The organism is Bartonella bennetti, assembly GCF_045945445.1.
GTDB lineage: Bacteria > Pseudomonadota > Alphaproteobacteria > Rhizobiales > Rhizobiaceae > Bartonella.
Genome location: NZ_CP174576.1, coordinates 580,784 through 606,855, shown reverse-complemented (window position 1 = coordinate 606,855; position 26,072 = coordinate 580,784). Strand labels below are relative to the sequence as shown.

The 26,072-nt window shown below is 34.8% G+C and carries 22 protein-coding genes; 7 read left to right on the top strand and 15 right to left on the bottom strand.

The annotated features are described in order from the left end of the window. Positions 1 to 9: 9 nt before the first annotated feature. From ACJTDF_RS02800 to ACJTDF_RS02780, 5 genes are all read right to left on the bottom strand, one after another. The gene (locus tag ACJTDF_RS02800) at positions 10 to 513 is read right to left on the bottom strand and encodes a MerR family transcriptional regulator (RefSeq protein WP_407966046.1); all 504 of its coding nucleotides are present in this window, start codon (positions 511 to 513) and stop codon (positions 10 to 12) included. A gap of 172 nt (positions 514 to 685) precedes the next feature. Then, positions 686 to 997 (bottom strand): integration host factor subunit alpha, encoded by a 312-nt coding sequence (locus tag ACJTDF_RS02795; RefSeq protein WP_078680200.1) that lies wholly within the window; start codon positions 995 to 997, stop codon positions 686 to 688. A 74-nt stretch (positions 998 to 1,071) separates the two neighbouring features. After that, positions 1,072 to 2,043, bottom strand: coding sequence for a beta-ketoacyl-ACP synthase III (locus tag ACJTDF_RS02790; RefSeq protein WP_407966045.1), 972 nt, complete (start codon positions 2,041 to 2,043; stop codon positions 1,072 to 1,074). Positions 2,044 to 2,080: 37 nt separating this feature from the next. Further along, the gene (plsX, locus tag ACJTDF_RS02785) at positions 2,081 to 3,154 is read right to left on the bottom strand and encodes a phosphate acyltransferase PlsX (RefSeq protein WP_407966044.1); all 1,074 of its coding nucleotides are present in this window, start codon (positions 3,152 to 3,154) and stop codon (positions 2,081 to 2,083) included. A 129-nt stretch (positions 3,155 to 3,283) separates the two neighbouring features. After that, entirely contained in the window at positions 3,284 to 3,847 is a 564-nt protein-coding gene (locus ACJTDF_RS02780; protein WP_407966043.1) for a DUF177 domain-containing protein, read from the bottom strand. A gap of 226 nt (positions 3,848 to 4,073) precedes the next feature. Between ACJTDF_RS02780 and ACJTDF_RS02775 the strand changes: the two genes are divergently transcribed. Then, the gene (locus ACJTDF_RS02775) at positions 4,074 to 4,589 is read left to right on the top strand and encodes an outer membrane protein assembly factor BamE (RefSeq protein ID WP_407966205.1); all 516 of its coding nucleotides are present in this window, start codon (positions 4,074 to 4,076) and stop codon (positions 4,587 to 4,589) included. A gap of 51 nt (positions 4,590 to 4,640) precedes the next feature. On the opposite strand, the gene nusB is transcribed toward ACJTDF_RS02775, so the two are convergent. Genes nusB through glyA form a run of 6 tightly spaced genes read right to left on the bottom strand, consistent with a single transcriptional unit; the run spans position 4,641 to position 9,126 of the window. Further along, a complete protein-coding gene (gene nusB, locus ACJTDF_RS02770; protein WP_407966042.1) occupies positions 4,641 to 5,111 on the bottom strand; it encodes a transcription antitermination factor NusB in 471 nt (156 codons plus the stop codon). Positions 5,112 to 5,113: 2 nt separating this feature from the next. Further along, positions 5,114 to 5,572, bottom strand: a complete 459-nt coding sequence (locus tag ACJTDF_RS02765) for a 6,7-dimethyl-8-ribityllumazine synthase (protein ID WP_407966041.1) — start codon at positions 5,570 to 5,572, stop codon at positions 5,114 to 5,116. Positions 5,573 to 5,601: 29 nt separating this feature from the next. Beyond that, positions 5,602 to 6,219, bottom strand: a complete 618-nt coding sequence (locus ACJTDF_RS02760; protein ID WP_407966040.1) for a riboflavin synthase — start codon at positions 6,217 to 6,219, stop codon at positions 5,602 to 5,604. After that, on the bottom strand, positions 6,201 to 7,325 hold the full coding sequence (gene ribD, locus ACJTDF_RS02755) for a bifunctional diaminohydroxyphosphoribosylaminopyrimidine deaminase/5-amino-6-(5-phosphoribosylamino)uracil reductase RibD (RefSeq protein ID WP_407966204.1): 1,125 nt from the start codon (positions 7,323 to 7,325) through the stop codon (positions 6,201 to 6,203). Before ribD ends, ACJTDF_RS02760 begins: the two co-directional genes overlap by 19 nt. Beyond that, entirely contained in the window at positions 7,318 to 7,800 is a 483-nt protein-coding gene (gene nrdR, locus ACJTDF_RS02750; RefSeq protein ID WP_407966039.1) for a transcriptional regulator NrdR, read from the bottom strand. The genes ribD and nrdR overlap by 8 nt, the downstream gene beginning before the upstream one ends. 12 nt (positions 7,801 to 7,812) lie before the next feature. Further along, positions 7,813 to 9,126, bottom strand: a complete 1,314-nt coding sequence (gene glyA / locus ACJTDF_RS02745; RefSeq protein WP_407966038.1) for a serine hydroxymethyltransferase — start codon at positions 9,124 to 9,126, stop codon at positions 7,813 to 7,815. A gap of 312 nt (positions 9,127 to 9,438) precedes the next feature. On the opposite strand from glyA, the gene argC reads away from it, so the two are divergent. Beyond that, entirely contained in the window at positions 9,439 to 10,371 is a 933-nt protein-coding gene (gene argC, locus ACJTDF_RS02740) for an N-acetyl-gamma-glutamyl-phosphate reductase (protein ID WP_407966037.1), read from the top strand. 19 nt (positions 10,372 to 10,390) lie between these two features. On the opposite strand, the gene ACJTDF_RS02735 is transcribed toward argC, so the two are convergent. The 4 genes from ACJTDF_RS02735 to hfq all read right to left on the bottom strand — a co-directional run bounded on the left by ACJTDF_RS02735 (position 10,391) and on the right by hfq (position 15,099). After that, positions 10,391 to 11,467, bottom strand: coding sequence for a COX15/CtaA family protein (locus tag ACJTDF_RS02735; RefSeq protein ID WP_407966036.1), 1,077 nt, complete (start codon positions 11,465 to 11,467; stop codon positions 10,391 to 10,393). Positions 11,468 to 11,609: 142 nt separating this feature from the next. Next, positions 11,610 to 13,343: a hypothetical protein gene (locus tag ACJTDF_RS02730; RefSeq protein ID WP_407966035.1), complete on the bottom strand. Its 1,734-nt coding sequence runs from the start codon at positions 13,341 to 13,343 to the stop codon at positions 11,610 to 11,612. A gap of 141 nt (positions 13,344 to 13,484) precedes the next feature. Beyond that, on the bottom strand, positions 13,485 to 14,819 hold the full coding sequence (gene hflX, locus ACJTDF_RS02725; protein ID WP_407966034.1) for a GTPase HflX: 1,335 nt from the start codon (positions 14,817 to 14,819) through the stop codon (positions 13,485 to 13,487). A gap of 40 nt (positions 14,820 to 14,859) precedes the next feature. Continuing rightward, on the bottom strand, positions 14,860 to 15,099 hold the full coding sequence (gene hfq, locus ACJTDF_RS02720; protein WP_407966033.1) for an RNA chaperone Hfq: 240 nt from the start codon (positions 15,097 to 15,099) through the stop codon (positions 14,860 to 14,862). A gap of 741 nt (positions 15,100 to 15,840) precedes the next feature. On the opposite strand from hfq, the gene ACJTDF_RS02715 reads away from it, so the two are divergent. The 5 genes from ACJTDF_RS02715 to ACJTDF_RS02695 all read left to right on the top strand — a co-directional run bounded on the left by ACJTDF_RS02715 (position 15,841) and on the right by ACJTDF_RS02695 (position 26,046). Continuing rightward, complete coding sequence (locus ACJTDF_RS02715) at positions 15,841 to 20,430, top strand: hypothetical protein (protein ID WP_407966032.1); 4,590 nt, start codon at positions 15,841 to 15,843, stop codon at positions 20,428 to 20,430. A 326-nt stretch (positions 20,431 to 20,756) separates the two neighbouring features. Continuing rightward, the gene (locus ACJTDF_RS02710; RefSeq protein ID WP_407966031.1) at positions 20,757 to 23,111 is read left to right on the top strand and encodes an NADP-dependent malic enzyme; all 2,355 of its coding nucleotides are present in this window, start codon (positions 20,757 to 20,759) and stop codon (positions 23,109 to 23,111) included. Between the two features lie 174 nt (positions 23,112 to 23,285). Next, on the top strand, positions 23,286 to 23,570 hold the full coding sequence (locus tag ACJTDF_RS02705) for an acyl carrier protein (protein WP_407966030.1): 285 nt from the start codon (positions 23,286 to 23,288) through the stop codon (positions 23,568 to 23,570). Positions 23,571 to 23,580: 10 nt separating this feature from the next. Continuing rightward, positions 23,581 to 24,756, top strand: coding sequence for a beta-ketoacyl-ACP synthase (locus tag ACJTDF_RS02700; RefSeq protein ID WP_407966029.1), 1,176 nt, complete (start codon positions 23,581 to 23,583; stop codon positions 24,754 to 24,756). Positions 24,757 to 24,771: 15 nt separating this feature from the next. After that, positions 24,772 to 26,046 carry a beta-ketoacyl-ACP synthase gene (locus tag ACJTDF_RS02695; RefSeq protein WP_407966203.1) on the top strand — a complete coding sequence of 425 codons (1,275 nt, stop codon included), beginning with the start codon at positions 24,772 to 24,774 and terminating at the stop codon, positions 26,044 to 26,046. The last annotated feature ends 26 nt before the right edge of the window (positions 26,047 to 26,072 follow it).

Sequence of the window (26,072 nt, the reverse complement as noted above, 5' to 3'; positions counted from 1 at the left end):
AGATTATTATTATCGGGCTTTGTCAAGAATACGTTTACACTCAATTAAATTAAATAGCACTTCCTGTAGCAATACTTTATCAGTTTTATCTCGATAATTATTTATAGCGCCAATAGGTGCTTCTCCTTCATTCTTCATAAACCCCAAAAGCCCAAATGCTATCTTTTTTGACTTAGTAGGCACAGATTCAGATTCCTGTTCTGCACATTTTTTTTCTATTAAAATATTCATAGCTTCAAGATCACCATTGCCAAGAGCAACAATAAAAGGAGTTCCCTTCTCTTTTAAAATACGTTGTACACCTTTTATAGTATAACCTTGTCCATAAAGTAATTGTTTTATACCATTGAGTAAATCGATATCATTAGGGCGATAATAACGACGTCCGCCTCCACGCTTCAGTGGTTTAATCTGACTAAACCGTGTTTCCCAGAATCTTAATACATGCTGCGGGATCCCCAATAGATCAGCTACTTCACTAATTGTGCGAAAAGCATCGGGGCTTTTATCCATTTTATAAGACCTCACCTAAAATTATATCAATGTTTTACAATTACTGATCAATTTAATATTCTTATTGAGATTGATCACAATATGAAATCTCTTTAGTAAGAGACTCTTTGCTTAAAATATAAGACTCTTTAAAAAAGAACAAACATCTTAATATTGTCTATTTAATATAAAATTACTTTTTCTTCGCACGATGCGTATCTAAAATTCTTTTCTTAAGCACATTTGCAGCCTTGAATGTTACCACACGCCGTGGTGGAATGGATGCTTCGACACCTGTTTTTGGATTGCGTCCAACTCGTTCACTTTTATCACGAACTTGAAAAGTTGCAAAAGAAGATAATTTAACCATTTCACCTTTGACAAGTGAATTGCATATTTCACCCAAGACTAACTCAACTAAATCGGCTGATTCAGTGTGTGACAAGCCCACTTTTCTACAAACCGCGCCAGCCAAATCTGCACGTGTTACTGTCTTACTTGTCATTATTCACCTATTTAAATATTAAAAATTACAAAAAACTTATACGTTTTATTTAAATGTGGTCAAGCCGCTATAGCTTACCAGCGGATGAGAATCGCTCCCCATGTAAAACCTCCACCCATAGCCTCTAGCATAATAAGATCTCCTTTTTTAATTCTCCCATCTTGAATAGCAGTCGCTAAAGCTAACGGTACCGATGCCGCAGATGTATTACCATGCTGATCAATAGTAATAACAATCCGATCTTTCGTAATCCCTAGCTTTCTAGCTGATGCTTCAATAATACGTTTATTAGCTTGATGAGGCACAAACCAATCTAATTGAGAAGGCTTCATCTCAACTGCCGCAAAACAATCATCAACTACATCAGTTATCATACTAACTGCATGTTTAAAAACTTCTCGTCCATCCATGCGTAAATAACCTGTTGTTTGTGTTGTTGAAGGACCACCATCAACATATAGCTTATCTGCATAAGCACCGTCAGAGCGTAATTTGGCCGATAATATACCAGAATCAGCAAAAGTACCTTCAAATTCTTGTGCTTCTAAAATAGCTGCACCTGAACCATCGCCAAATAAAACACATGTCGTACGATCTTTCCAATCTAAAATTCGAGAAAATGTGTCAGATCCAATCACCAAAATCCTCTTTGCTACTCCACAACGTAAATAAGCATCTCCTGTTACCAACGCAAAAATAAAACCAGAACAAACAGCTTGAACATCAAAAGCAAAGCCATGTTTCATTCCTAAAGCATGCTGAATCTCAACAGCAGAAGCCGGAAAAGTACGATTAGGTGTTGAAGTTGCTAGAATAATACAATCAATATCCTTCACTGTCATACCAGAATTTTTTAGAGCTTCTTGTGCAGCTTTTGTTCCTAAAGAAACAGTAGTTTCATTATTATCAGCAATATAACGTTGACGAATTCCTGTGCGTTGAACAATCCACGAATCAGATGTTTCAACCAACTTTGTAATCTCATCATTCGATAAGCTTTTTTTTGGTAAGGCACTTCCTACACTACACATAACTGATCGAATCATGTCGCCTTAACCTTCTCCTTTACACTGCGAATCTCTATCATACTCCCTCCATCATATTCATCTCAGCTTCCCTTTCATCATCTAAAAGTAATGCTTTACTCTCATGAAAAAGTCGTAAATCTGTTGCTATTTCTTTTAAAAGTCCATTACTTACCATTTCATAACCAACACGAATAGCAGAAGCAAAACCGTTAGCATTAGCACCACCATGGCTTTTTATAACAACACCATTGAGGCCTAAAAGAACACCACCATTAACCCTATCTGGATCCATTTTATGTTTCAATTTACGAAAAGCACTTCGTGATAAAAGATATCCAAAATATGAAAGAATAGAACTACGCATAGCAACATTTAAGGTTTCGGCCATCTGTCGAGCGGTTCCTTCTGCAGCTTTTAAAGCAATATTACCGGAAAATCCCTCAGTGACAACAACATCAACAGTTCCTTTTCCAATATCATTTCCTTCAACAAATCCTTTATATTCTAAACCATCTAATTGTACTTTACGTAAGATCATTCCCGCTTTCTTTATTTCATCCAAGCCTTTAACCTCTTCAACTCCCACATTTAACAACCCAACGCTTGGTTTTTCAATATGATATAAAGCACGGAACATTCCAGCACCCATAACCGCTAAATCAACCAATTGACTAGCAGATGCTCCAATTGTCGCGCCAATATCTAAAACAATACTTTCACTACGAAGAGTTGGCCAAATACCAGCAATACCAGGACGTTCAGCTTCTGCCATCATTTTTAAACAAAAGTAAGACATTGTCATGAGTGCACCAGTATTACCAGCAGAAACACAAGCATCAGCTTTGCCATTTTTTACGGCCTCAATCGCATGCCACATTGACGATTTACCACGCCCATTACGAAGTGCTTGGCTTGGTTTTTCATCCATACGTGTATAACCTTCTGTAGGATAAAAGCATGATGCCGCAACCAAATGAGGGTATTTTTTTAAAATCGGTTCAACAACTTGATCTATCCCATAAAACAAAAAATGAATATTTGGTAAATATTTCTGAGCAATTGCAGCTCCCGCAAGAATAATTTCTGGACCATAATCACCACCCATTACATCCACAGAAATTTTAATCACGCTTGCTTATCCTATATCTTTAAATTTACGTCGCAACTGTTTGCTATTAAACAATTATAAAAATTATCGCTACAATTTCTTTTTAGAAAAGACTGTTTTATACAAGTATACAACAGACAATTTATATGTTTACAACCACTTCCGCTCTTTCAAAATAGAGAATGGTGACGAGTTTTGTTTAATTTTTTCTAAATCTTTAACTGTATCTAGACTAGCCCCTTCTTTACGTGGATATTGATTAATTGATAATTCTAAAAATTCTTCCATGACTGCACCAATATCAATTTTATCTCCATAAAATACTTCTGGTATATCTGGTCCTTCCGCATCTAAAAATAATTCACCCGTACCTTCTGATATTTTAGGTTTAACCAAATTTGAATCTTCAGGAACAAAAACAATATTAATATTCTCATGGATAATATCTTCTAGCAACTCTAATGTAATAACGCATGATTGTATTATACGTGCCTGCAATAAACCTTTTACACGTACTCCACGTTTTTTCCATGGTAAAATACAAAATTCTCCCTCAAACAATTTTACATCAACTAAACCATGATTCTTAGCTAAATATGCACATTCCTGTTGATCTGCACAAATATGAACTTTTATTCCTTTTATAGGTAATGAGCGCACTGATACTGGATAAGTGAAAGCTAATTCCATTCGAGAAACACTTGAAACAGTCATTAGAAACTCCAAGATATAAAAAAGAGTATATTATACTGCGTTTTCTATTTGACCAGATTATATTTATGATTTTTTTCTTTTCTAAAGAAACTCTATATGGCATTATAATAGTAAAAGTTATCGTAAGATATGGTGAATAATAATTAAATCAAAAATTTAAGAAAGACTTGAGATCACCTTTTCATCATATATTACTAAGTGTAAAATGGAGATATCATTGTTTCAAATACCTCACATAGTAATCACTAAACGTAAATTACTGATTGGCCTCTCAATAGTAAGCATAATGGGAATCACAGGCTGTAATCCACTTAGTTATTTAAACTCAAGTCAAATATATAACTCTATCAATTCAAGCCAAATATATAAAGAAGGTTATATTCTTGATCAAAGTGCTCTTGATTCTATTTCTGTTGGTTCAAGTCAAGAGCAAGTTCTTTTAGCTTTAGGATCTCCCTCTCTGAAAACGCAATATAATAATGAAGTTTTCTATTATATTTCACAAACTCGATACCGAAAAATGCAGTTTATGAAAACCAAAATTACTGATCGTAAAGTTTTGGCAATTTATTTTAACAAAGATCGTCAAGTTACAAAAATAGCCAATTATGGTTTACAGGATGGGAGAATTTTTGATTTCATCACACAAACAACACCAACCGGTGGTAATGATCAACCGTTTTTGATTCAACTTATCAAAGGCGCTCCAGATCCTGCCGACGATCCGGTTGTTAACCATTAGTTTTTACATATTCAATTAAAATCCCAATATTATTGGGATTTTTTTATAACTTTATTGACACATTTCCTTTGCTATACTGTCAAGAACTGCATTTACAAGCCTTGGTTCATTACTTTCAAAAAAAGCTTTGGCTATATCAACGTATTCATTCATAATAACAGCAACAGGCACATCTTTGCGGTTGATTAACTCCCATAAGCCAGCACGCAAAATTGCCCTTAATGTAGAATCAAGGCGTGAAAGCGCCCATTCTTCAGAAAGTTGTTGATGAAGCATAGGATCAAGCTGCTTTTGGTCTTTTACAACTCCAACAACAATAGAGCGGAACCATTGAAAATCAGCATCAAGATACTGACTGCCATCAATATCTTTTCCTAAACGATAAGCCTTATATTCAGCTATTACTTCCATCACACCAATACCGACTATATCCATTTGATAAAGCGCTTGTACAGCAGCGAGTCTTGCTGCCCCTCGTTTATTAGCTAAAATTAAAGAATCTTTGCTTTTTATATCATCCATATTTAATGATTATCTCCAAATTTTTTCTTTAGAGCAATCATACATAAAGCGGCTTTAGCAGCAAAACCACCTTTATTTTTTTCATCATTTCTCACACGTTCCCATGCTTGCAATTCATTTTCAACGGTCAAAATGCCATTGCCAATAGCAAGTTGTTGATAAACGGTTAAATCCATTAATGCGCGACAAGAATTATCAGCCACAATTTCAAAATGATATGTTTCTCCCCGAATAATACAACCAAGAGCTATATAACCATCGTAGTATATTTCATTATTTTTTTCAGCCAGAGTTATTGCACAAGGAATTTCTAATGCTCCTGGAACCGTTACAATATCATAACTCACTTCAGCTTGTTGCAAAACACTAACCGCACCTGCAAGGAGAGAATCAGAAATTTCATCATAAAAACGCGCTTCAACAATCAGAACATGCAACTTTTTATGTGTATTTTTTGTCATATGGATCCTATCAGAAAAATAAAATAATTTTACGCCTTATTCATTTTAAAATCTGAAAGTCTAGCTACATAACGAGCCAATTGATCAACTTCCAAGTTCACCTGATCCCCAACTTTAGCTTGTCCCCACGTTGTCATCTCAAGCGTATGACGGATAATCAAAACATCAAAAATATTATTTTCAATATAATTAACAGTCAATGATGTTCCATTAAGTGCAATAGAACCTTTTTCTGCAATAAATGGAGCTAATTTCATTGGAGCCTGCAGATGAAAACGAGTCGCATCACCTTCATTTTTTTTCTCAATAATTTCAGCTAAACCATCGATATGGCCAAAAACTAAATGTCCTCCCATTTCGTCACCCAGTCGTAGTGAGCGCTCTAAATTAATAAAAGTTCCTTTTGTCCATTGTGTAAGATTAGTTAAACACAGTGCTTCTTCCCATGCTTCAACAGTAAAACAATGAGCAACTGTGGGCTTTAATGTGCGCTCAACAACTGTCAAACAAATACCTGAACACGCAATTGATGCACCTATCTCTAAACTCTCCAAATCATAATGAGTAGAAATATTTAAACGTATTCCCTGTTTTAAAGGTTGAATATCTTCAACGCAACCAATATCCGTTATGATCCCTGTGAACATAATATCTTACGTCTCCATTTATACAAACGATCATCCCCCAGCATTCTCATTTCAATTTCGTTAAACTCTGAAAGATAAGATTGAAAATGAGGAGCCTTAATTCGATCTTTCCCTAAAATAATCGGTGCATAAAAACATATTAAACAATCTACACAACCAGCATCTAAAAATATTTCTCCTGTCTTTGCTCCTCCCTCAAGTAAAACACTATTGATTTTACGCTGATAAAGCAGTTGTAAAATAGTAAAAGGTGATATCAAATTATTGTTAGTATCCACTGAACATATGGTTACACCATATTGTTCTAAAGCTGTCTTTTTTCTTTTTTTCGAAAGGACTGTACCACAAATAACCCATGTAGGTATATTGGCTGCTGTTTGAACGACTTTCGCATCAAGAGGAATGCGTAAATCCTTATCCAAAATAACACGTATAGGTGAACGCATTTCAAGTCCTGGCAAACGACAATCTAATTGTGGATCATCTGCTAATATAGTGCCAATACCAACCATAATCACGTTATTTTGAGCACGCAAAATATGAGTTTGTGCACGAGAAATTTCTCCACTAATCCCTACACTACTTTGCCCTTTTTTGCCTATGCCATTATCTGCGGAAATAGCCATTTTTAAAGTGACTTCACAGCGCTGCAACTTCTTTACACATAAATAAGCACTTAATGTTTCAAAAGCCTCTTCAGCTAAAACCCCTTCAACAACTTCAATACCTGCTGCACGTAAAAGAGTAATACCACAACCATAAACTCGCTGATCGGGATCAGAAAGAGCAATGACAACTCGAGTAATACCTGCATTAATAAGTGCATTAACACATGGTGAAGTTTTTCCATAGTGTGAACATGGCTCTAAAGTAACATAAGCGGTCGCACCATAGGCCAAAGGACCAGCCATAAGTAAAGCTTGCACTTCAGCATGAGGCCTTCCTTGAAGAGCAGTTACACCATAACCAACAATAGAGGCGCCTGTCTCTTTATTTTGTACAATTAATGCACCAACAGAAGGATTTTCACCCGTAAGACCAACGTGACGTTCTGCTAAACGAATAGCAGCAGCCATAAATCGCTTATCTTGTGCTGCTTTATTCATCAAAACAAGATTCTATATCCGTTGCGCCTTTTGATAGTTCATCTATCACATTATGAAAATCAATCGCATTACGGAAATCACGATATACAGAAGCAAAACGAATATAAGCAATATCATCGATACCTTTTAAAGATTCCATTACAAGATGACCAATTTTTTCTGAAGGAATCTCAGGCTCTCCTAAACTCTCAAGCTGTCTCACGATACCGGAAATCGCCTGTTCAATATGCTCAGGATCAATATCACGTTTACGTATTGCTATATTAACCGACCGCATTAATTTATCACGATCGAACAACTCACTCCGACCACTTTTTTTGAGAACAAAAAGTTCACGCAGCTGGACACGTTCAAAAGTTGTAAAACGACCACCACAAACAGAACACACACGTCGACGACGAATGACTGTTGCCTCTTCCGCAGGACGTGAATCTTTAACCTGCGTATTTTCACATTGGCAATAAGGGCACCGCATATTTTCTACACCTCAACAAGACATCAAATAAGAATAAAGAGGAAATTCACTTGTCATATCATGCACCTTCTTTTTGACAGCTATTTCAACTGAAGTATTCTCTCCATCGCTTCGCGCCAAACTAAGACCATCAAGAACCTCTGTAATAAAATTTCCAATTTGAGTGAATTCACTTTCTGTAAAACCACGTGTTGTTGCAGCAGGTGTACCCAAACGAATTCCTGAAGTTATTGATGGCTTCTTGGGATCAAAGGGAATACTATTTTTGTTGCAAATAATATTAGCACGCCCCAAAGCTTGTTCCGCACCCTTTCCTGTTATATTTTTAGAACGCAAATCGACTAAAAATAAATGATTGTCTGTACCACCAGAAACAATATTAAAACCATTATTTTTTAAGCTTTCTGCTAAAGTTTTAGCATTAACAACTACATTAGCAATATAATCTTTAAAAGTAGGTTGCAAAGCCTCTCCCAATGCAACAGCCTTAGCTGCAATGACATGCATTAAAGGACCACCTTGAAGACCGGGGAAAACTGCCATGTTAATTTTTCGGGCTAAAGCTTCATCATTTGTCAATATCATACCACCACGGGGACCACGTAATGATTTATGCGTTGTTGTAGTGACGACATGAGCATATGGTACAGGTGAAGGGTGAGCATTTCCAGCAACTAAACCTGCAATATGAGCCATATCAACCATCAAATATGCTCCAATTTCATCCGCAATTTCACGAAACCATTTCCAATTCCACGAGCGTGAATAGGCTGTGCCACCTGCTAAAATAAGCTTTGGTTTATGCTCTTTTGCTAAGCGCTCTATTTCTTCCATATCTAGAAGCTGGTCTTCTTGACGCACACCATAAGAAACAACATTAAACCATTTGCCTGACATATTAACAGGCGAACCATGGGTGAGATGGCCACCAGAATTCAAATCCAACCCCATAAATGTATCACCAGGCTGAAGCAAAGCTAAAAATACAGCTTGATTCATTTGGCTACCAGAATTAGGCTGCACATTTACAAAAGCTGCACCAAAAAGCTTTTTTGCTCGCTCAATTGCCAATTCTTCAACCAAATCAACAAAATGACAACCACCATAATAACGCTTTCCTGGATAACCTTCTGCATACTTATTGGTTAAAATAGATCCCTGAGCTTCAAGAACTGCCCTTGAAACAATATTTTCTGAGGCGATTAATTCAATCTCAGAGCATTGACGTCCAAGCTCGCCACTAATTGCATCAAAAACTACAGAATCAGCAACTTGTAAACTATCATTAAAAAAACACTTACGCAGATCATTTGCTTGCTTGGTCATAAAACATGTCCTAAATTAAAGTAATGGAAGGTAACACAGCAAATCTTATAGACAAAATCTTTTAAAAATTTAAGTTCAAAAACTGTAAATACAGTAAGGTTCAGCTTATATTTTTTTAAAAGCAATAAAATTCTATCTTCATAAGAAATAAATAACGCAAAAATTACATGTTAAAACTTATATATGTAATACTATTATACTCTTTTCAAACAAGAAAAATAATAAACTTATAGTTCAAGATATCCAGTCATTTAATTGGATAGGATATTATTAAAGTGGGACCACAGAAAAAATTAAATTCAAGGATAATAGATGGCAACAAAAATTTTTATTGATGGTGAACATGGAACAACCGGACTGCAAATACAAAAACGATTGGCAAAACGTTCTGATCTAGAATTGCTATCTATCCCTCACGAAGATCGCCATAACCTTGATTCTCGAAAAGACTATCTTAATCAAGCTGACATTGTTATTTTATGTCTTCCAGATAAAGCCGCACGGGAAACAATTAAACTCCTTAAAAACAATAAAAAAATTAGAATTATTGACAGCTCAACAGCACACCGCACTGCTGCAGATTGGGTCTATGGCTTTCCTGAAATGACAAAAGGACAAAAAAAACGTATCCAAGAAGCACACTATGTTGCAAATCCTGGATGTTATCCAACCGGTGCAATTAGTTTGATTCGACCATTACGTGAAGCAGGCTTAATAGACTCTAATTACCCAATATCAATTAATGCTATATCTGGCTATACAGGTGGTGGTAGACAATTAATTGCTCAAATGGAAAATCAATCCAGAAAAGATTCTCTGGAAGAAAACTATTTTATTTATGGTCTGAATCTTAATCATAAACATATTCCCGAAATCAAAACTCATGGACAAATTAGCCAAACACCTGTTTTCGTGCCAAGCGTTGGTCGTTTTCCCCAAGGAATGATTGTTAATATCCCCCTACATCGCAATTTATTTACAAAATCAGCTAACTGTTCTGATCTTCGTGAAATTTTTTATATCCATTATAACGAACAAAATATAATATCTATTGCATCACAAGAAGAAACCGAAACACTGACTAAACTAAATCCAGAATCCTTAGCACATAAAGATAGTATGAAACTTTTTGTTTTTGGCAATGATAATGACGGTATTTTCAATCTTTGCTCTATATTAGATAATTTGGGAAAAGGAGCATCCGCATCGGCTGTTCAAAATCTTGATTTAATGCTCTCAGGCTGAAATGTTGTTTAAAAAATTCTTATTTAACAACAAGATATGCCCCCTTTGTAGCTCGCCAATGAACAACTGAAAAGCATAATACTGCTAACGCAACACTTTGATGAATAAGCCCCCAACTAATTGGCACTTCATTTAACAATGTAATGATACCCAAAAATGCCTGAACAACTATGATAATAAATAACAACAATGCACGACGAGCATGCATTGAACGAGGATTTTTTTTGCTTACATACAAAACATGAACAATCGCTATAATAAACAAAAAATACGCAAAAACACGATGTATAAATTGCACTGTTAAAGGATTTTCAAATAAACTGAGCCAAACGGGATTATAGTTCAGTAATCCGTCAGGTATAATCTGGCCATCCATTAATGGCCATGTATTATAAACCTTGCCTGCATGAAGACCTGCAACTAAAGCACCAAAATAAATCTCAACTAAAATGCAAAAAACAAACCAACCTGCGAAACGTTGCACAGCTTGATCTGCCGGTTGTTCTGAATATTCTGTGAGACCTCGAGATAAATAAGTAACAAAAATAATTACAAAGCATGCCGTTATTAGATGAAGTGCTAAACGATATTGACTAACGCTTGTTAAATTACTTGTCCCCAAACCAGAAGCTACCATCCACCAGCCAATCACACCTTGAACAGCAATAAGAACCGGTACGGATACAAGCTGAAGAAAAATATTTTTTTCAATACGCTTAGTTGCCCAAAACCAAATTAAACCCAATAAAGCTACAAGGCCAACCAAACGACCAAGAAAACGGTGTCCCCATTCCCACCAGAAAATCACTTTAAATGCATTTAAAGTCATATCATGATTGAGTATTTTATACTGCGCTATCTGTTGATATTTCAAGAACTCTTCTTGCCATTGTTCTATAGTAATCGGTGGAATTACACCATAAATCGGCTTCCATTCAGTTATTGATAATCCGGATCCCGTCAAACGGGTAGCTCCGCCTATTAAAACAATCGCTAAACAAAGCAGTAAAACAGCATAAAGCCATATCTGTATTTGTTTTCTATTTTGTTTTTGTAGTGGCGTCAAAGCTATCTCATTCAACCTTTTTATTGTCATTTTCGATTATCTCCAGTTCATCTACAACTACAAATTTGCAAAATTTAAATATTAAGCTTTAGTTATTACGACATATTTATTCATCAATGCACAAAAAACCAAAGTCTTGCTATTAAGATATAATTACCGCTGTTTTGGCACATTACAACTCTGCATTGACACGATAAACCTTTTTTGGAAATTTATATACCATCTGCGCTATCCAATTATGTTTATAAAGTGGAACACCACAAACATAATAATCTGTCCATTCTACAATTTCTTCAAGTCCATATTGAGGCTCGATAGTCATCTCTAAAATAATAAAATCATAATCTTTTTTAAATTCTTGTAATATAATAGGAATAGCATTTGAAAATTTTTTTGCACGCTCAGCACTTGTTATTCCACGTGGAAAAATATCAATCCCTGTATCATAATCATGATAAATAACATCATGCAATTGCGCACATCCTGTTAAGACATCGCTCAATCCTGAACGTGGGCCAATCACTTTTTCTATTTGTTTCCCAGAAATATCTACCAACAAGATTGTTTTATGTTCCTTGATAAGATGAAGAGATAATTTTGCTGCTATTCGTGCGGCTTCTGGTCCGATTATTGAAACAACTGTCGAAACACGTGATTTCAGGAAAATTGATAATTCCTCTATTGTACTCAAAGTTTCAGAATTTCTTTTTGTCTTGAATAAGGAGATACTACTATTACATTTAAAACTTTCTTTCTCTGAGTGCTTTTTTTTTGCTCCAGAATATTTTTGCAATAATAGCCCTCCTCCCAAAGCGATTAAGCTTGCAAATATAATAACAAAAATATTTCTGCTATAAAAATCGATAAAAGAAATTGAGGTTACTTCTATTGGAGCTATCACGTGAATCTTTATATTCTGTAATGAAAGAGTATCCTTACTTATTTCTTGGCTTTGTATATCTATCGCTGCGTTTATTTTATTTTCTAACTTATTTAACATCTGATTTAAGGATTGAGACTGATCCTCCACAAAAGTACTAATTTTCTCTCTTAACTGTGTTTCAACACTCTCTGCAATGATCTCATCTAAACGAGTTTGCTCAACAATCTGCGAAATTTTACTTTCTAACTGACTAGAAAGTTCCTCTATTTCTGCAATCATTGCCTTAATTTGAGGGTGTCCCCAACCTAATTGAATAACCATATGAGCTTTTTGTGTATTCAAGAGATCAAGTTTAGCCTCTAGAGCCATAACAGTAGAATTATCTGCTATAAATGATAAGGATAATAAAGATTGTCCTTGTTGACGCATCATTTTAATAGTTGAATTTAAACTTTTTAAACGAATACGTCTCAAAATTGTATCCGTTAACTGTGTGTAAAGGCTATTAAACTCGACCTGTTTGGCTTCATGATAAATGATAGAAGCAATAGATGAACGAAATGTTTGAAAAATATGGAAAAGTGCACTTTTATCATATTTTTCATCTCGCTTCATGATCTTCTCAGAAAAGTTAGAAAACCAAGTTTCTAAGCCTTGTCGAGCATCTTCGATAGTTTTTGCTTCAAAAGAAAGATCAATAAAATCACCTTTGCGTAATAATTGGATATTTTTATAAAAATTTTTCACGTATGAATCATAAGAAATTGCCCTGTCAGAACTTGAATAATTTAGAAGAAGAGGTTGCGAAAAAAGTAATGCGATAATATTATTTTTTTTATCAGTCGATAATGGTACCCCACTAGAATCGGATAACATAAATGTTAATGTTGCTTGATAAGTTTTTGGATAAACAAAATAATATAACAAAATTGACAATACACAGTGTATTGTCACTAACAAAGCAATTAGAGCTTTTCGCGGCATTATGCGTGCTAACAATTTTTTATCGCACTTAAAATTCATTTTTATTTTAACCAAAAAAATACATTACTTTTTTTATTTAAGAGAAAGTAGTAACTATCCCCTTAACTAAAGATTATATTATTGAGAGATAAGAAAATATAAAAATAAATTTTTTTATTTACGATAACTTTAGTACATATTTTATTTTATATAGTTCAATCGTTTTTTTGCTTCAGCAGTAAGTACTGCTTTAATAGTAATAGAGCCATCATCATTGCTTTTTTGTTCTATTTGACTAGAGTTCTTATAGAACCAATCAATAATCCTCATTTCATTAGGCTTTAAAATCACCTCAACACTCTGTATGTCCCCAAAAATTTTCTTTTCAATAAGGGCTAACAATTGATCCAACCCTTTACCAGTAAGGGCTGACATCATTAGTGCAGAATTTAACATTTTTTTTGAGTTTGTCTGTAAAACACCCAATGCGTGGTGATCTAACATATCAATTTTATTCCAAATTTCCACGATATGATCTATGTTATTAATATCAATCCCAAGACTTGAAAGTATTTCAAAAACATCTTGAGCGTGAGCATGATGATCAGGATCGGACACATCTCTTACATGGAGAATTAAATCAGCTTCTATCACCTCTTCAAGGGTTGCTCTAAAAGCTGCAATTAAATGTGTTGGTAAATTAGATATAAAACCCACAGTATCAGATAAAAGAACTGTTTGCCCGTGAGGTAAAACAATTTTACGTAAAGTAGGATCAAGAGTTGCAAACAGCATATTCTTTGCCAGCACATTAGAATTACTTAAACGGTTAAAAAGTGTTGATTTTCCCGCATTTGTATAGCCCACCAAAGCAATGACAGGATGAGGTATCTTTTTCCTTTTAGCTCTATGAAGAGCGCGTGTTTTAACAACGGTTTCTAATTCGCGACGAATACTGATAATTTTTTTCTGCAAAATACGTCTATCTGCTTCAATTTGAGTTTCACCAGGACCACCTAAAAAGCCACTACCACCACGTTGCCTCTCTAAATGTGTCCAACTACGAACAAGCCTACTTTTTTGGTAAGATAAATGCGCCAATTCTACTTGTAGAACCCCTTCCTTTGTTCGTGCCCGATCACCAAAAATTTCAAGAATCAAAGCTGTTCTATCAATAACCTTACAATTCCATAATTTTTCCAAATTACGCTGCTGCACTGGCGTTAAAAAATGATCAACAATTGAAAGCATAATTTGATGCTCATTTATATAATGAGCAAATTCATTTACCTTACCTATTCTAAATAAAGTTGAAGAACATGGTGTAGCAATATTGATAATTTCATAATGAACAACATTCAACTTAATAGCACGCGCTAATCCTAACGCCTCTCTTACTCGAGAATCTACTGAGCGTTCATTGGAAGTCTTTTGCTGCTTGTATCCGTAAGAATAGATCGGTACAAAAATAGCAACACGCATCGGCTCCTCAATCTGTGAAATAAACTTTCCAGATTTCTCATTTTTACCTATCATGATAATTTAAATATTATAAAAAGGATAAAAGATATACAATTTATTTATTATCTTCGTTTTCGACAAGCTGTACAGATTGCCCTGGCATAATTGTAGAAATAGCATGTTTATAGACTAACTGCTCATGCCCATCACGGCGTAGAAGAATACAAAAGCTGTCAAATGATGCGACAATACCTGTCAGTTTAACACCATTCACAAGAAAAATTGTAAGAGAAATTTTTTGCTTACAAATTGTATTTAAAAAAATATCTTGCAGGTGTTGTGATTGTTCTGCCATTATTTTTACACCTTTTGTTGTGAAATGCATAAATATTTATCACAATATTTTTTAATATATATCGACTGAAAGTACTAACTTGTCAATGTATTCGTACTAAAAATTTTTATAAGATATCATTTTATATTAATATGACTTATGAGCATAACAATTAGTAAAGTTCAATACAAAGAAAGTATGATCACTTCTTAGTACTTACTGTACATTAATCAATATTATTTCAAGGTTCACTTTTTATTTTTCGATAAAATATGATGTTTTTTAATTAAAGAATAACAACCATATTTATTTTATAAAGAATAAACGATTAATCTATCTAATTCAGAAATATAGTAATTTTATAAAATAAACTTGTATTCAAACGCATTTTAAACGCAATTTTTAACATCAAGCCTTCTTATACAAGAAACCAAACTAATGTGACTTAGAAATTTATCCTCACCATATTTAAATACAATTTCTATTAAATCGCTCCCATAAAATGCACTACATTCGTAATATTTTCTATCAATTTGAGTTATCTATAGATAATTCCGTGATAGTTACAATTTTATTATGATATTGTTTTTAATATATTTTTTGTTCTTTTTGAGCACAAAGCAAAAGCTGCGTTAACTTTATCTTGATAAGTTTTTAAATTTTTCTTTAAACATATTCCTTTCTAAACAATTAACGGTTAGTATATAGAATTATCTGGATAAGGGCGTATTCCTTTTCCATCTGTAAGAGTATGAGGCGAGTATGGCACGCAGAACCAAATTGCAAACATTTGAAATCGAAGTCGAAGAAGCTCTTGAAAAAGCAATGAACTTTGATTTTGATAACACAGAGATAGAAGAAATAATATCAAGTGACTCTGACAATCTAATTAATGTAGATGATTTGATTCAAAAAATTGCAACTTCAGAAGAAGAAATCCTTTCTGAAAATGAAACTTCAGTTCTCACCTCATCTAATATTCATGATAGTGCTGTTGTTGATGAATCAGTTGCTGAATTACTTTTTGGCCAAAAACCGATTCATGAACTTTCAGGTGGAACTGTACGTGATACACTATTACCCACACACCCTCTCCCTGCTAATGATGATATAACACTACCTTTCAATTTCAAATCACTAAAACAAAATGCTGTTTCTCGAATTTATTGGAGCACAACAGCTCTCAGCGCTCTATGGGTAACAGGAGGTGCTTTTATTGCTCATAAACTAGCTCCTTCTGGATTAAATTCTTTAGCAAATATCATTGCCTTCGTTACATCTCCCCTTGGATTAGCTGTAGCGGCAGGAACTACAATTCCTATCCTTATGTCTTGGGGAGGAGCCCAACTAATAAAACGTTCAAATGAATTGCGTAATATTGCCATTCTTATGACCAATGCTGCACAACGCCTTAGCGAACCACAGAATATCTCTGAAAAACAAGCAATTGCTATAGGTCAAACCATTCGTAAAGAAGTGGCTGCAATGAATGAAGGAATCGAACGCACCCTCGGTCGTGCTGTTGAACTCGAAGCTATCATTCAAAGCGAAGTTCATAATCTTGAACGGGCCTATTCTGAAAATGAATCACGTATTTATACCTTAATTAAAGAATTAAATAATGAACGTACAGCAATCTTAAACCATGCTGATCGCGTACAAACAGTAATCAAAGGAACACAAGAACAACTGAGTGATGAATTTGATTTAGCTACTTCCAAAATTGCCACCAATGTCGAGAAACTTGCGCAAACTCTTACTCAAACATTACAAAAACAAGGGGAAGATCTTGTTAAAAAGCTCTCTTACGCAGGTGACGATGTAACAAACCAGCTCTTTGAAAAATTTAATGAAACAACATTACAAGTTCAGCAGAAAAATACAGAATTTTTTCATGTATTAGGGAAGACCTTTGATACTTTTGCAGAGCGTTTTGATAATAATGAAAAACAATTAGAAAAAACTTTCGATGAAACAGCTGCTAAAGCTGAAATGCACATTGCTAAACTTTCAACACATATCCAAACTGCAACTGATCAAACTTTATCCAAAGTTGATGAGAAATTTAAAACATTAGATGCAGCGATTATTGACCGTAATAATCAATCATTACAAGATTTTGATGAAAAAATTATGCAGCTTGATCAACAAGCATATAAACTCTCTTCTAAATTTGATAATATCACCTCAGAAGCAATTGAAGCGTTTGGAAATCGTCTGCTAAATGTTGACCTATCTCTAAAAAAACACAGCGATACCATTATCGAATCCTTCGTTGCACGCAGTAAAGAATTAGAAAATAATGCTGAAAAGCTTAATAACTTTTTGGAAGCTCATGCCTCTCAAATCAACGTAAATCTTAAAGAAATAACTACTGATATTACTAATGTATTTACAAACGGACATGATCAGATTTCTTCTGCAGTTAATGCAAGCAAAAAAGTTTTGCAAGAAGAAATCAAAAATGTTGATAATGCAATTATTGAGATAATAAATGAACGCTCACAAGACTTCAAAACACAAATCGCCAATCAAAGAGATGTAATGGCAATTATGCTCGATAGCGAGAAAAATAAAATTGCTGATACATTAAAAGATCAAATTGATGTATTAACAAAAAATGTTTCAGACGTTGAAAAGATGCTAAGTCAGAATATTCAAATCGTTGATCAACATGCTAAAGATCATGCTACTAACATAGTTCAATGTACAGAAAAACTACAAGAATCCATCACACAAAGCTGTGAAACAACTAAGAATGCTGTAGAAGAACAAATTAAAAATATTGATATACGTGCCGATGCTCTTCGTGATTCCTTAGCTATTAATAGTTTTTCTCTTAATGAAATTCTTGCAGATCAAGCACGTGTACTCGAGCAACGTATGGAAACAATTCACAATCTCATCGCTAAAAGCGATATACATGTTGATATGGCATTAAAACAACAAGCAGACTTAGTTGAAAATGCAATTATTAATAGTAATAACGCCGTCACAGAAACTGTTCAAAACCATATAAAAAATCTTGAAGGACATACTGATCTCCTTAAGAATACTCTTTCTCAGTCAAATGATGTACTCCTTGATACTCTTCAGACACACGTAGGATTATTCGACGAAAATTTGGAAAACCGTGCACGTCAAGTTTTTGAACGCGCCGCTACATTGGAAGAAACGTTATCCGAAAAACTTGAGAAAGTATGCGAAACTATTGACATACAAACATCCACTTTTGAGGAACGATCCGATAGCCTAAAAAGATCTATGGTCCTTAATAATGAACATAGTCAAACAATCCAAAAAGCGCTAGAAGAAAGCGCAGATAATATACGCATCTCATTAGAAAGTTCTGTTGATACAATTACAGGCAGCGTACAAGAAAAGTTCATCAATATTTCTGAAAAATTAGCATCAGCAATGGCTAATGAAACAGAAAAGTCAGAGGCTTCTCTTGTCGCTGCTGGTAATCAATTTATTTCATCTTTTGCAGATGTTGCTATCAAAGCAACAAATATTATCTCAGAATCTAGCAACCGTATTACATCAAATGTTGAACAAACAGTCCATGAAACTAGTGAGAAAATCGTTTCTACCCTAACTGAACAGACAACTCATACTGCAAATGCCTTCGCAACAGTAACTAATAATGCACAAGCACTGATTAATGAAACAATTCACGCTTCAGCAGAAGCAGTTAATCAATTACTCAATGAACGCTCCAATGTTCTTCATCAATCGATGTTAGATTTTGAAAATAATTTAAGTCATCAATTAGCTAATGTAAACAATCGCTTAGAAGAGGCAAAAGATCAAACATCCGAAAAAATTTCAGGACATATGGCACAATTAACAGAATTAACAGGTTATTTGAATCAAGCTGCATACAATGCAACTGAATCCATTGGTAATTTAACACAGCAAATTGGTGAACAGCTTTCTCTTTCAACACAAGAAGCTGAACAAAGAATTTATGCGCAAAATGAATCCTTAGTGAATACTCTTGCACAAAAAAATTCCGAAACTATTCAAACCATGGCTACTGTACAAGAAGATCTTATCAATAATGTTTCAGCTGTGCTCGAACAATTAAATCAGTCCATTTATAATATTCATGAAAATAGTAATATATTGATATCAACGGTTCAAAGTCTTGATGGTCAGTTAAATGAAACTGCAAATAATTTCTTCCATAATACCAATCAAGTAGCAGAATACTTATCAACATCAAATCAAGAGCTCAATAGTAACGTAGAGACTTTACAAGGACTTTCTCAAAATACATTTGAGCAAATTAGTCATATAACAAATAATTTTGGTGAACATGCTAAAACTCTTTCTGAAGCTATTCGCGTTCTTGAACAATCAGAAAACACACTTAATATAACACTCCAAGAAAAGCAAAACGCACTTTCTGTATTAAGTAACGCTCTTGTTTCAAAATCTGATGAAGTTAATCAACTTATAAAACATTACGAAAATGTTCTTAGCTTAACCTTTGAACGTACTGATGAAAATACACGTAATTCAACACATTTAATGCAACGAACACTTCATGAATTGATTAATGAAGCTTCAACACGTTTTTCAGAAGCTGCAGAAAATATACGCTTTTCAGCCAATGAAATTCGCTCAGAATTTTCAAAAATTAATAACGATATTGATGAAAGTATTCAAAAATTACCAGAAAAAGCCAAAGAAACAACACAGACAATTCGACATGCCTTAAGTGAACAAATTACAGCACTAAAAGACCTGACAAATATTATGCAAAATACTGAAAAAGACCAATCAGCACCAACAATACCCGCGTTGTTAACGTCAAATAGTGTAACTCCTGAAGTCAATAAAAAAATAGTACCACCACAACCTGTTATGCAAACAGGGCAAAATAAAACAAAACAAAACAAATGGGTATCAGACCTTTTAGAAAGAGTCTCACGTGAAGAAATATTACGTTCGGAAAAAAATAACAATTTCTCTTCTTCACCAGAACAAAAAAAGTCTGATTCTATGAATGAATCTCTTAACTCATTAGTAAATGGTATTGTTCAATCCATTAATCATAATGCAGCTGTTGAGTTATGGAATCGTTATAAACGTGGACAAAAAAATATCGAAGTTGAACATCTCTATACACCGAATGGAAAAATAATATTTGAAACAATTAGAAAAAAATATCTAAATAATATAGACTTTAGAGATTCAGTTAGTCAGTATATTTCAGATTTTGAAAAATTATTACGTGATATATCTCGCAATTCTGGAGATATCCGTTTAGCCCGCCAATATCTGACATCAGATACTGGGAAGGTTTATACTATGCTTGCTCATGCAAGTGGACGAATTCAATAAAACAAAAAGAAAGGTGAAAAAGAGAAAATTTTTCACCTTTTTTCTTTTCAATTTTATCTATTTTACGTAATTATATTATATCTTTACTGAAAGCTTAATCTATTTAAACTAATAAACACCATAAAACTTTCCGTCAGAAGGATAAAATAATACTACTAATATTAATGAACTTATTAATTAATACACTCTCACAAATTGGTTTAGCACTCTGGAAAAATAACTTATCCTTACACTTTAATATGAAAAAAATCAGAGTCTGTAGTAGATAAAATTGATTATAAATAACAACGCTTCTGTAAATATATACTAACTCGGATATTATAAAAATGTCTAAAAAACAAAATAGCAATACTCGCTTGCAACAAACTGAACTTGAAAGTGCAGCACTTTTTTATCACCAACATCCAAAACCTGGAAAACTAGAGATACAAGCAACAAAGCCCTTAGATAATCAACGTGATCTAGCACTTGCTTATTCTCCGGGTGTTGCTGCACCATGTCTTGCCATTTATAATGATCCACAACTTGCATCTCAATATACTTCTCGTTCTAACTTAGTAGCTGTTATATCAAATGGAACCGCCGTTCTTGGCTTAGGAAATATTGGCCCACTTGCTTCCAAACCGGTTATGGAAGGAAAAGCTGTTTTATTTAAAAAATTTGCAAATATTGATGTTTTTGATATCGAACTTGATGCACCCGATATCACAAAAATGGTAGAAATTGTATCTGGATTAGAACCAACATTTGGTGGAATCAATCTTGAAGACATTAAAGCTCCAGAATGCTTTGAGATTGAAGAGCAACTTCGTGCTAAAATGAATATTCCGGTTTTTCATGATGATCAACATGGAACTGCTATTATCGCTTGTGCTGCCGTATTAAACGCCTTAAGTCTTGTTAACAAAAAAATTGAAAATGTAAAAATAGTTTCCTCAGGTGCTGGCGCAGCTGCCTTGGCCTGTATTAACCTTTTAGTCTGCCTTGGAGCAAAAGTTGAAAATATTTGGCTCAGCGATTTAGATGGTGTCGTATATAAAGGTCGCAAAACACTTATGGATCGTTGGAAAATTAACTACGCACAAAAAACTGATGCGAGAACCCTAGCCGACATCATTGATAATGCAGATATCTTTTTAGGTCTTTCAACAGCTGGAGTTTTGAAACCTGAATATTTAAAAAAAATGGCTCCAAAACCTTTAATTCTAGCGCTTGCCAACCCAACACCGGAAATTATGCCAGAAGAAGCAAGCGCAGTGCGACCTGATGCAATGATCTGCACAGGACGTTCCGATTATCCTAATCAGGTTAATAATGTTATTTGTTTTCCTTATATTTTCCGTGGTGCATTAGATGTTGGTGCAACTGCAATAAATGAAGAAATGAAAATGGCCGCAGTTCATGCGATTGCTGCCCTCGCTCGTGAAGAAACTTCAGACGTTGCAGCATGCGCATATTCAAAAAAACCACCTAGTTTTGGACCAGAATACCTCATTCCTTCGCCTTTCGATCCGCGTTTAATACTACGCATTGCCCCTGCTGTTGCCAAAGCAGCAATGGAATCAGGTGTAGCAGTACGACCCATTGAAGACATGGAAGCCTATCATGATACCCTTAATCGTTTTGTATTCCGTTCTGGTCTTATAATGAAGCCTGTTTTTGCAGCAGCCAAAACAGCAAAATGTAAACGTGTAATCTATGCTGACGGTGAAGACGAACGTGTTCTTCGTACCGCACAAATTGTTCTTGAAGAACAAACAGCTATTCCTCTTCTTATTGGTCGTCCACATGTAGTAGAGACAAGATTAAAACGCTTTGGTTTAAAAATTCGTCCTGGCATAGATTTCGAAATCACAAATCCAGAAAATGATCCACGTTTTCGTGACTATGTTAATTTATTTCTACATTATACAGGCAGACGTGGTGTTTCACCTGAAGTTGCGAAAACAATCGTAAGAACATCAACTACAGCTATTGCAGCTCTTGCAGTTATGCGTGGTGAAGCTGATGCAATGATTTGTGGTCTAGAAGGACGTTTCGAACGTAATCTTGAATTAATTGAACAAATTATTGGACTTGACCCAAATGTTAATCATTTTTCTGCAGTCAGTCTCCTTATCTCTACACGTGGCACTCTCTTTCTAACGGATACTTACGTTAATGAAAATCCTTCTGCAGAAGAAATAGCAGAAATGACAATCCTAGCAGCACAAGAAATTGAAGCATTTGGTATAAAACCAAAAGTAGCTTTATTATCACATTCAAATTTTGGTTCTAAAAATACAGCAAGCGCACGCAAAATGCGTCGTGCTACCGAAATCCTTGCTGAATTATATCCAAATTTGGAAGCAGATGGTGAAATGCACGGTGATGCTGCACTGTCCAAAATTCTTCGTGACCGTGTTTTTCCTGCTTCACGCCTTACAAGCGAAGCTAATTTGCTAGTCTTTCCAACACTTGATGCAGCTAATATCACGCTTAATATCGCCAAAAATTTAACAAATGCACTGCATGTAGGTCCTATTTTGATTGGAGCTGCACGTCCCGCACACATTCTAACACCTTCAGTAACTTCACGTGGTGTTGTCAACATGACAGCTCTTGCAGTCCTTGCTGCAAATAGAAAAAATCTTACAATAAAACAAATGAAAACAAAAAATCCTCACGTAAATAAAACTTAAAAGTCTCTTATAGGAATACTTTAAAGACCAAGCTAAATTTATTGTAAATTCATTTTCAATATTGAAAAGACAATTGTATTTTGGATTAAGTCTTTTTTTTTAAGTTAAAAAAGGCTAGATAGAATCGTAATTGAAGTTTTTGATAAAGCTACTAACATAATAAGGAATCATACATTGTCTTCTACTTTTGACAAAGTCGCTGATATTATTGCAGAAATTAGTGAAATTGATCGCAGCATGATTACACCCGAAAGCCATACAATTGATGATTTAGGAATTGATAGTCTTGATTTTCTTGATATTGTTTTTGCCATTGATAAAGCCTTTGGAATTAAAATCCCACTAGAACAGTGGACACAAGAAATCAACGAGGGTTCAATTGCAACTGAAGAGTACTTTGTTCTTAAAAACCTTTGCACAAAAATTGATGAACTCATTGCTTTAAAACAAGCTGACTAATTTTTTTGCTATGCAGAATCATGCTGTATTCATTACTGGTATAGGTATTATAAGCTCTTTAGGTGAAGGGATTGTTCATCATTGGAATCAATTAAATAACCCCACAATTAAACCGAATCTTGATTGTATAACTTTTGCACCCTATGTTGTTCACCAATTGACAGAAGTTGATTGGAATCTGCAAATCCCAAAACGAAGTGACCAACGGCAAATGGGAATATGGCAACGCCTTGGTACTTATGCAGCTGGTCTTGCTCTTGATGATGCAGGTATGAAAAATGATCAACAGTTAACATCAACAATGGATATGATCGTAGCAGCGAGTGGAGGAGAACGTGATATTACTGTCGATACACAAATTCTTGCAAAAGCACGTACAATCACTCACTATGAGCCTATGTTAAATTTAACCCTTTCGACTGAACTTCGGCCGACTTTATTTTTAGCGCAACTATCAAATCTTCTAGCTGGAAATATTTCTATTGTTCATAAAATAACTGGATCTTCTCGTACCTTTATGGGTGAAGAAGGAAGTGGACTTTCTGCTATTCAAATTGCTGCTGCACGTATTCGCTCAGGACAAAGCACACACGTACTGGTAGGTAGCTCCTATAATGCACAGAGCTATGATATGCTTTTAGCTCATGAGCTTGGAGGGCTCTTAACACGTGGTGAATGGGCACCAGTTTGGTCCCGTAAAAATTGCCCTGGTGGTGGATTAATTACTGGCTCTGGTGGTGTTTTTCTTGTTCTTGAAAATGGTGAACACGCCCAAAAACGTAATGCACGCGTTTATGCTGAAATTAGTCAAATTATCACGAATCAAACAAATAGAACAAAAAATTCCCTTAAAGACACAATTACTACAATGTTAAAAACAGTAAAAGCTGAATCTTCTTTTACAATTTCAGCTGCCTCAGGTTGTCATGATGTAACAAGAACAGAACAAAGTGCTCTTGACAATGCTAATATATTTTACCGTGGTATTACGACATTATTTGGCTATATGCGAGAAGCACAATTTCCTTTAGCGCTTGCATTAGCGGCTATTGCTGTTAGAAAAAAACGTAGCTTTCCATCCCTAAGTTCTCATGAAAAGTTATTTTCTGAAGAAATACGTGAAGCATTTATCACAACCATTGGTATAAAAAGAGCTGAAGGTATAGTACGCCTCACTGCTGCATAAAAGAAAGTTTCTATGATGAAATATAACGATCATCTCGGACGTCCGCTTGTAGCGATCACTGGAGCAGGAATTGTAACATCATTGGGACAAGGGAAACAGGAAAATTGGAACAAATTAATTAATGGTGTTAGCGGCATCCATAAAATTACACGTTTTCCTGTTGAAGGATTAAATACACATATTGCAGGAACAATTGATTTTCTTGAAGAAAGTACAATCAGCGCTATAGCTCTTTCCGAAAGACTAGCGCATCTTGCTGCAAAAGAAGCTTTAGAACAAGCAAAACTTGATAAAGAAGATTTTAATGGACCATTGTTTTTGGCTGCCCCTCCAGTTGAACTTGAATGGAAAGCGCGCTTCGCTCTTGATAAAGAAGTAATATCTAATGATGAACCCACTTATGCGCATCTTCTTAAAGTTTGTAGCCAAAAACCTCATCATGCGCTTTTTGAAACTACTCAATTTGGGACAATTGCAGAAAAAATTCAAGAAAGATTCGGAACAAAAGGGCTTCCCATTACACTTTCAACTGCCTGTGCATCTGGTGCAACAGCTATCCAGTTAGGTGTTGAAGCAATTCGACGAGGTGAAACAGATCGTTCCCTCACAATTGCCACTGATGGTTCAGTTTCAGCGGAATCCCTTATCCGTTTTTCACTATTATCTGCTCTTTCTACCAAAAATGATCCAGCAGAAAAAGCAGCAAAACCGTTTAGCCGCGATAGAGATGGTTTTGTGATGGCAGAAGGATCAGGTGCTCTTGTCCTTGAGTCTGTTCAAAGTGCTTTAGCTCGTAAAGTGGAAATTCTAGGAATTTTGGCAGGCTGTGGAGAAACAGCCGATGATTTTCATCGTACGCGTTCAAAGCCCGATGCCTCACCTGCAATTGGAGCAGTCCGTAAATCTTTAGCTGATGCAAAAATAACTATCAATGAGATTGATTACATCAACGCGCATGGAACCTCTACACCCGAAAATGAAAAGATGGAATATCTAGCATTATCAACAGTTTTTGGTGATATTTTAAAGAATATTCCAGTCTCTTCTAATAAATCAATGATTGGTCATACATTAACTGCTGCAGGAGCCATAGAAGCTGTTTTTTCACTTCTAACCATCCAAACAGGTATACTTCCCCCTACAATTAATTATGATGATCCTGATCCTACAATTCCTTTAGATGTCGTTCCTAATCATAAGCGTAAAGCTTGCATCAATGCAATTTTATCCAACTCATTTGGTTTTGGAGGTCAAAATACTAGCCTTGTTATTACAGCGTATAAAGGATAATTATTTAAATCGATCTGAAAACTATC

Excerpts from the sequence above, each read along its gene's own strand:
- ACJTDF_RS02800 (WP_407966046.1), bottom strand. The coding sequence starts at position 513 with ATGGATAAAAGCCCCGATGCTTTTCGCACAATTAGTGAAGTAGCTGAT.
- ACJTDF_RS02795 (WP_078680200.1), bottom strand. The coding sequence starts at position 997 with ATGACAAGTAAGACAGTAACACGTGCAGATTTGGCTGGCGCGGTTTGT.
- ACJTDF_RS02790 (WP_407966045.1), bottom strand. The coding sequence starts at position 2,043 with ATGATTCGATCAGTTATGTGTAGTGTAGGAAGTGCCTTACCAAAAAAA.
- ACJTDF_RS02780 (WP_407966043.1), bottom strand. The coding sequence starts at position 3,847 with ATGACTGTTTCAAGTGTTTCTCGAATGGAATTAGCTTTCACTTATCCA.
- nusB (WP_407966042.1), bottom strand. The coding sequence starts at position 5,111 with ATGGATGATATAAAAAGCAAAGATTCTTTAATTTTAGCTAATAAACGA.
- ACJTDF_RS02765 (WP_407966041.1), bottom strand. The coding sequence starts at position 5,572 with ATGACAAAAAATACACATAAAAAGTTGCATGTTCTGATTGTTGAAGCG.
- ACJTDF_RS02760 (WP_407966040.1), bottom strand. The coding sequence starts at position 6,219 with ATGTTCACAGGGATCATAACGGATATTGGTTGCGTTGAAGATATTCAA.
- ribD (WP_407966204.1), bottom strand. The coding sequence starts at position 7,325 with ATGAATAAAGCAGCACAAGATAAGCGATTTATGGCTGCTGCTATTCGT.
- nrdR (WP_407966039.1), bottom strand. The coding sequence starts at position 7,800 with ATGCGGTGCCCTTATTGCCAATGTGAAAATACGCAGGTTAAAGATTCA.
- glyA (WP_407966038.1), bottom strand. The coding sequence starts at position 9,126 with ATGACCAAGCAAGCAAATGATCTGCGTAAGTGTTTTTTTAATGATAGT.
- argC (WP_407966037.1), top strand. The coding sequence starts at position 9,439 with ATGGCAACAAAAATTTTTATTGATGGTGAACATGGAACAACCGGACTG.
- ACJTDF_RS02735 (WP_407966036.1), bottom strand. The coding sequence starts at position 11,467 with ATGACAATAAAAAGGTTGAATGAGATAGCTTTGACGCCACTACAAAAA.
- ACJTDF_RS02730 (WP_407966035.1), bottom strand. The coding sequence starts at position 13,343 with ATGAATTTTAAGTGCGATAAAAAATTGTTAGCACGCATAATGCCGCGA.
- hflX (WP_407966034.1), bottom strand. The coding sequence starts at position 14,819 with ATGATAGGTAAAAATGAGAAATCTGGAAAGTTTATTTCACAGATTGAG.
- hfq (WP_407966033.1), bottom strand. The coding sequence starts at position 15,099 with ATGGCAGAACAATCACAACACCTGCAAGATATTTTTTTAAATACAATT.
- ACJTDF_RS02715 (WP_407966032.1), top strand. The coding sequence starts at position 15,841 with ATGGCACGCAGAACCAAATTGCAAACATTTGAAATCGAAGTCGAAGAA.
- ACJTDF_RS02710 (WP_407966031.1), top strand. The coding sequence starts at position 20,757 with ATGTCTAAAAAACAAAATAGCAATACTCGCTTGCAACAAACTGAACTT.
- ACJTDF_RS02700 (WP_407966029.1), top strand. The coding sequence starts at position 23,581 with ATGCAGAATCATGCTGTATTCATTACTGGTATAGGTATTATAAGCTCT.
- ACJTDF_RS02695 (WP_407966203.1), top strand. The coding sequence starts at position 24,772 with ATGAAATATAACGATCATCTCGGACGTCCGCTTGTAGCGATCACTGGA.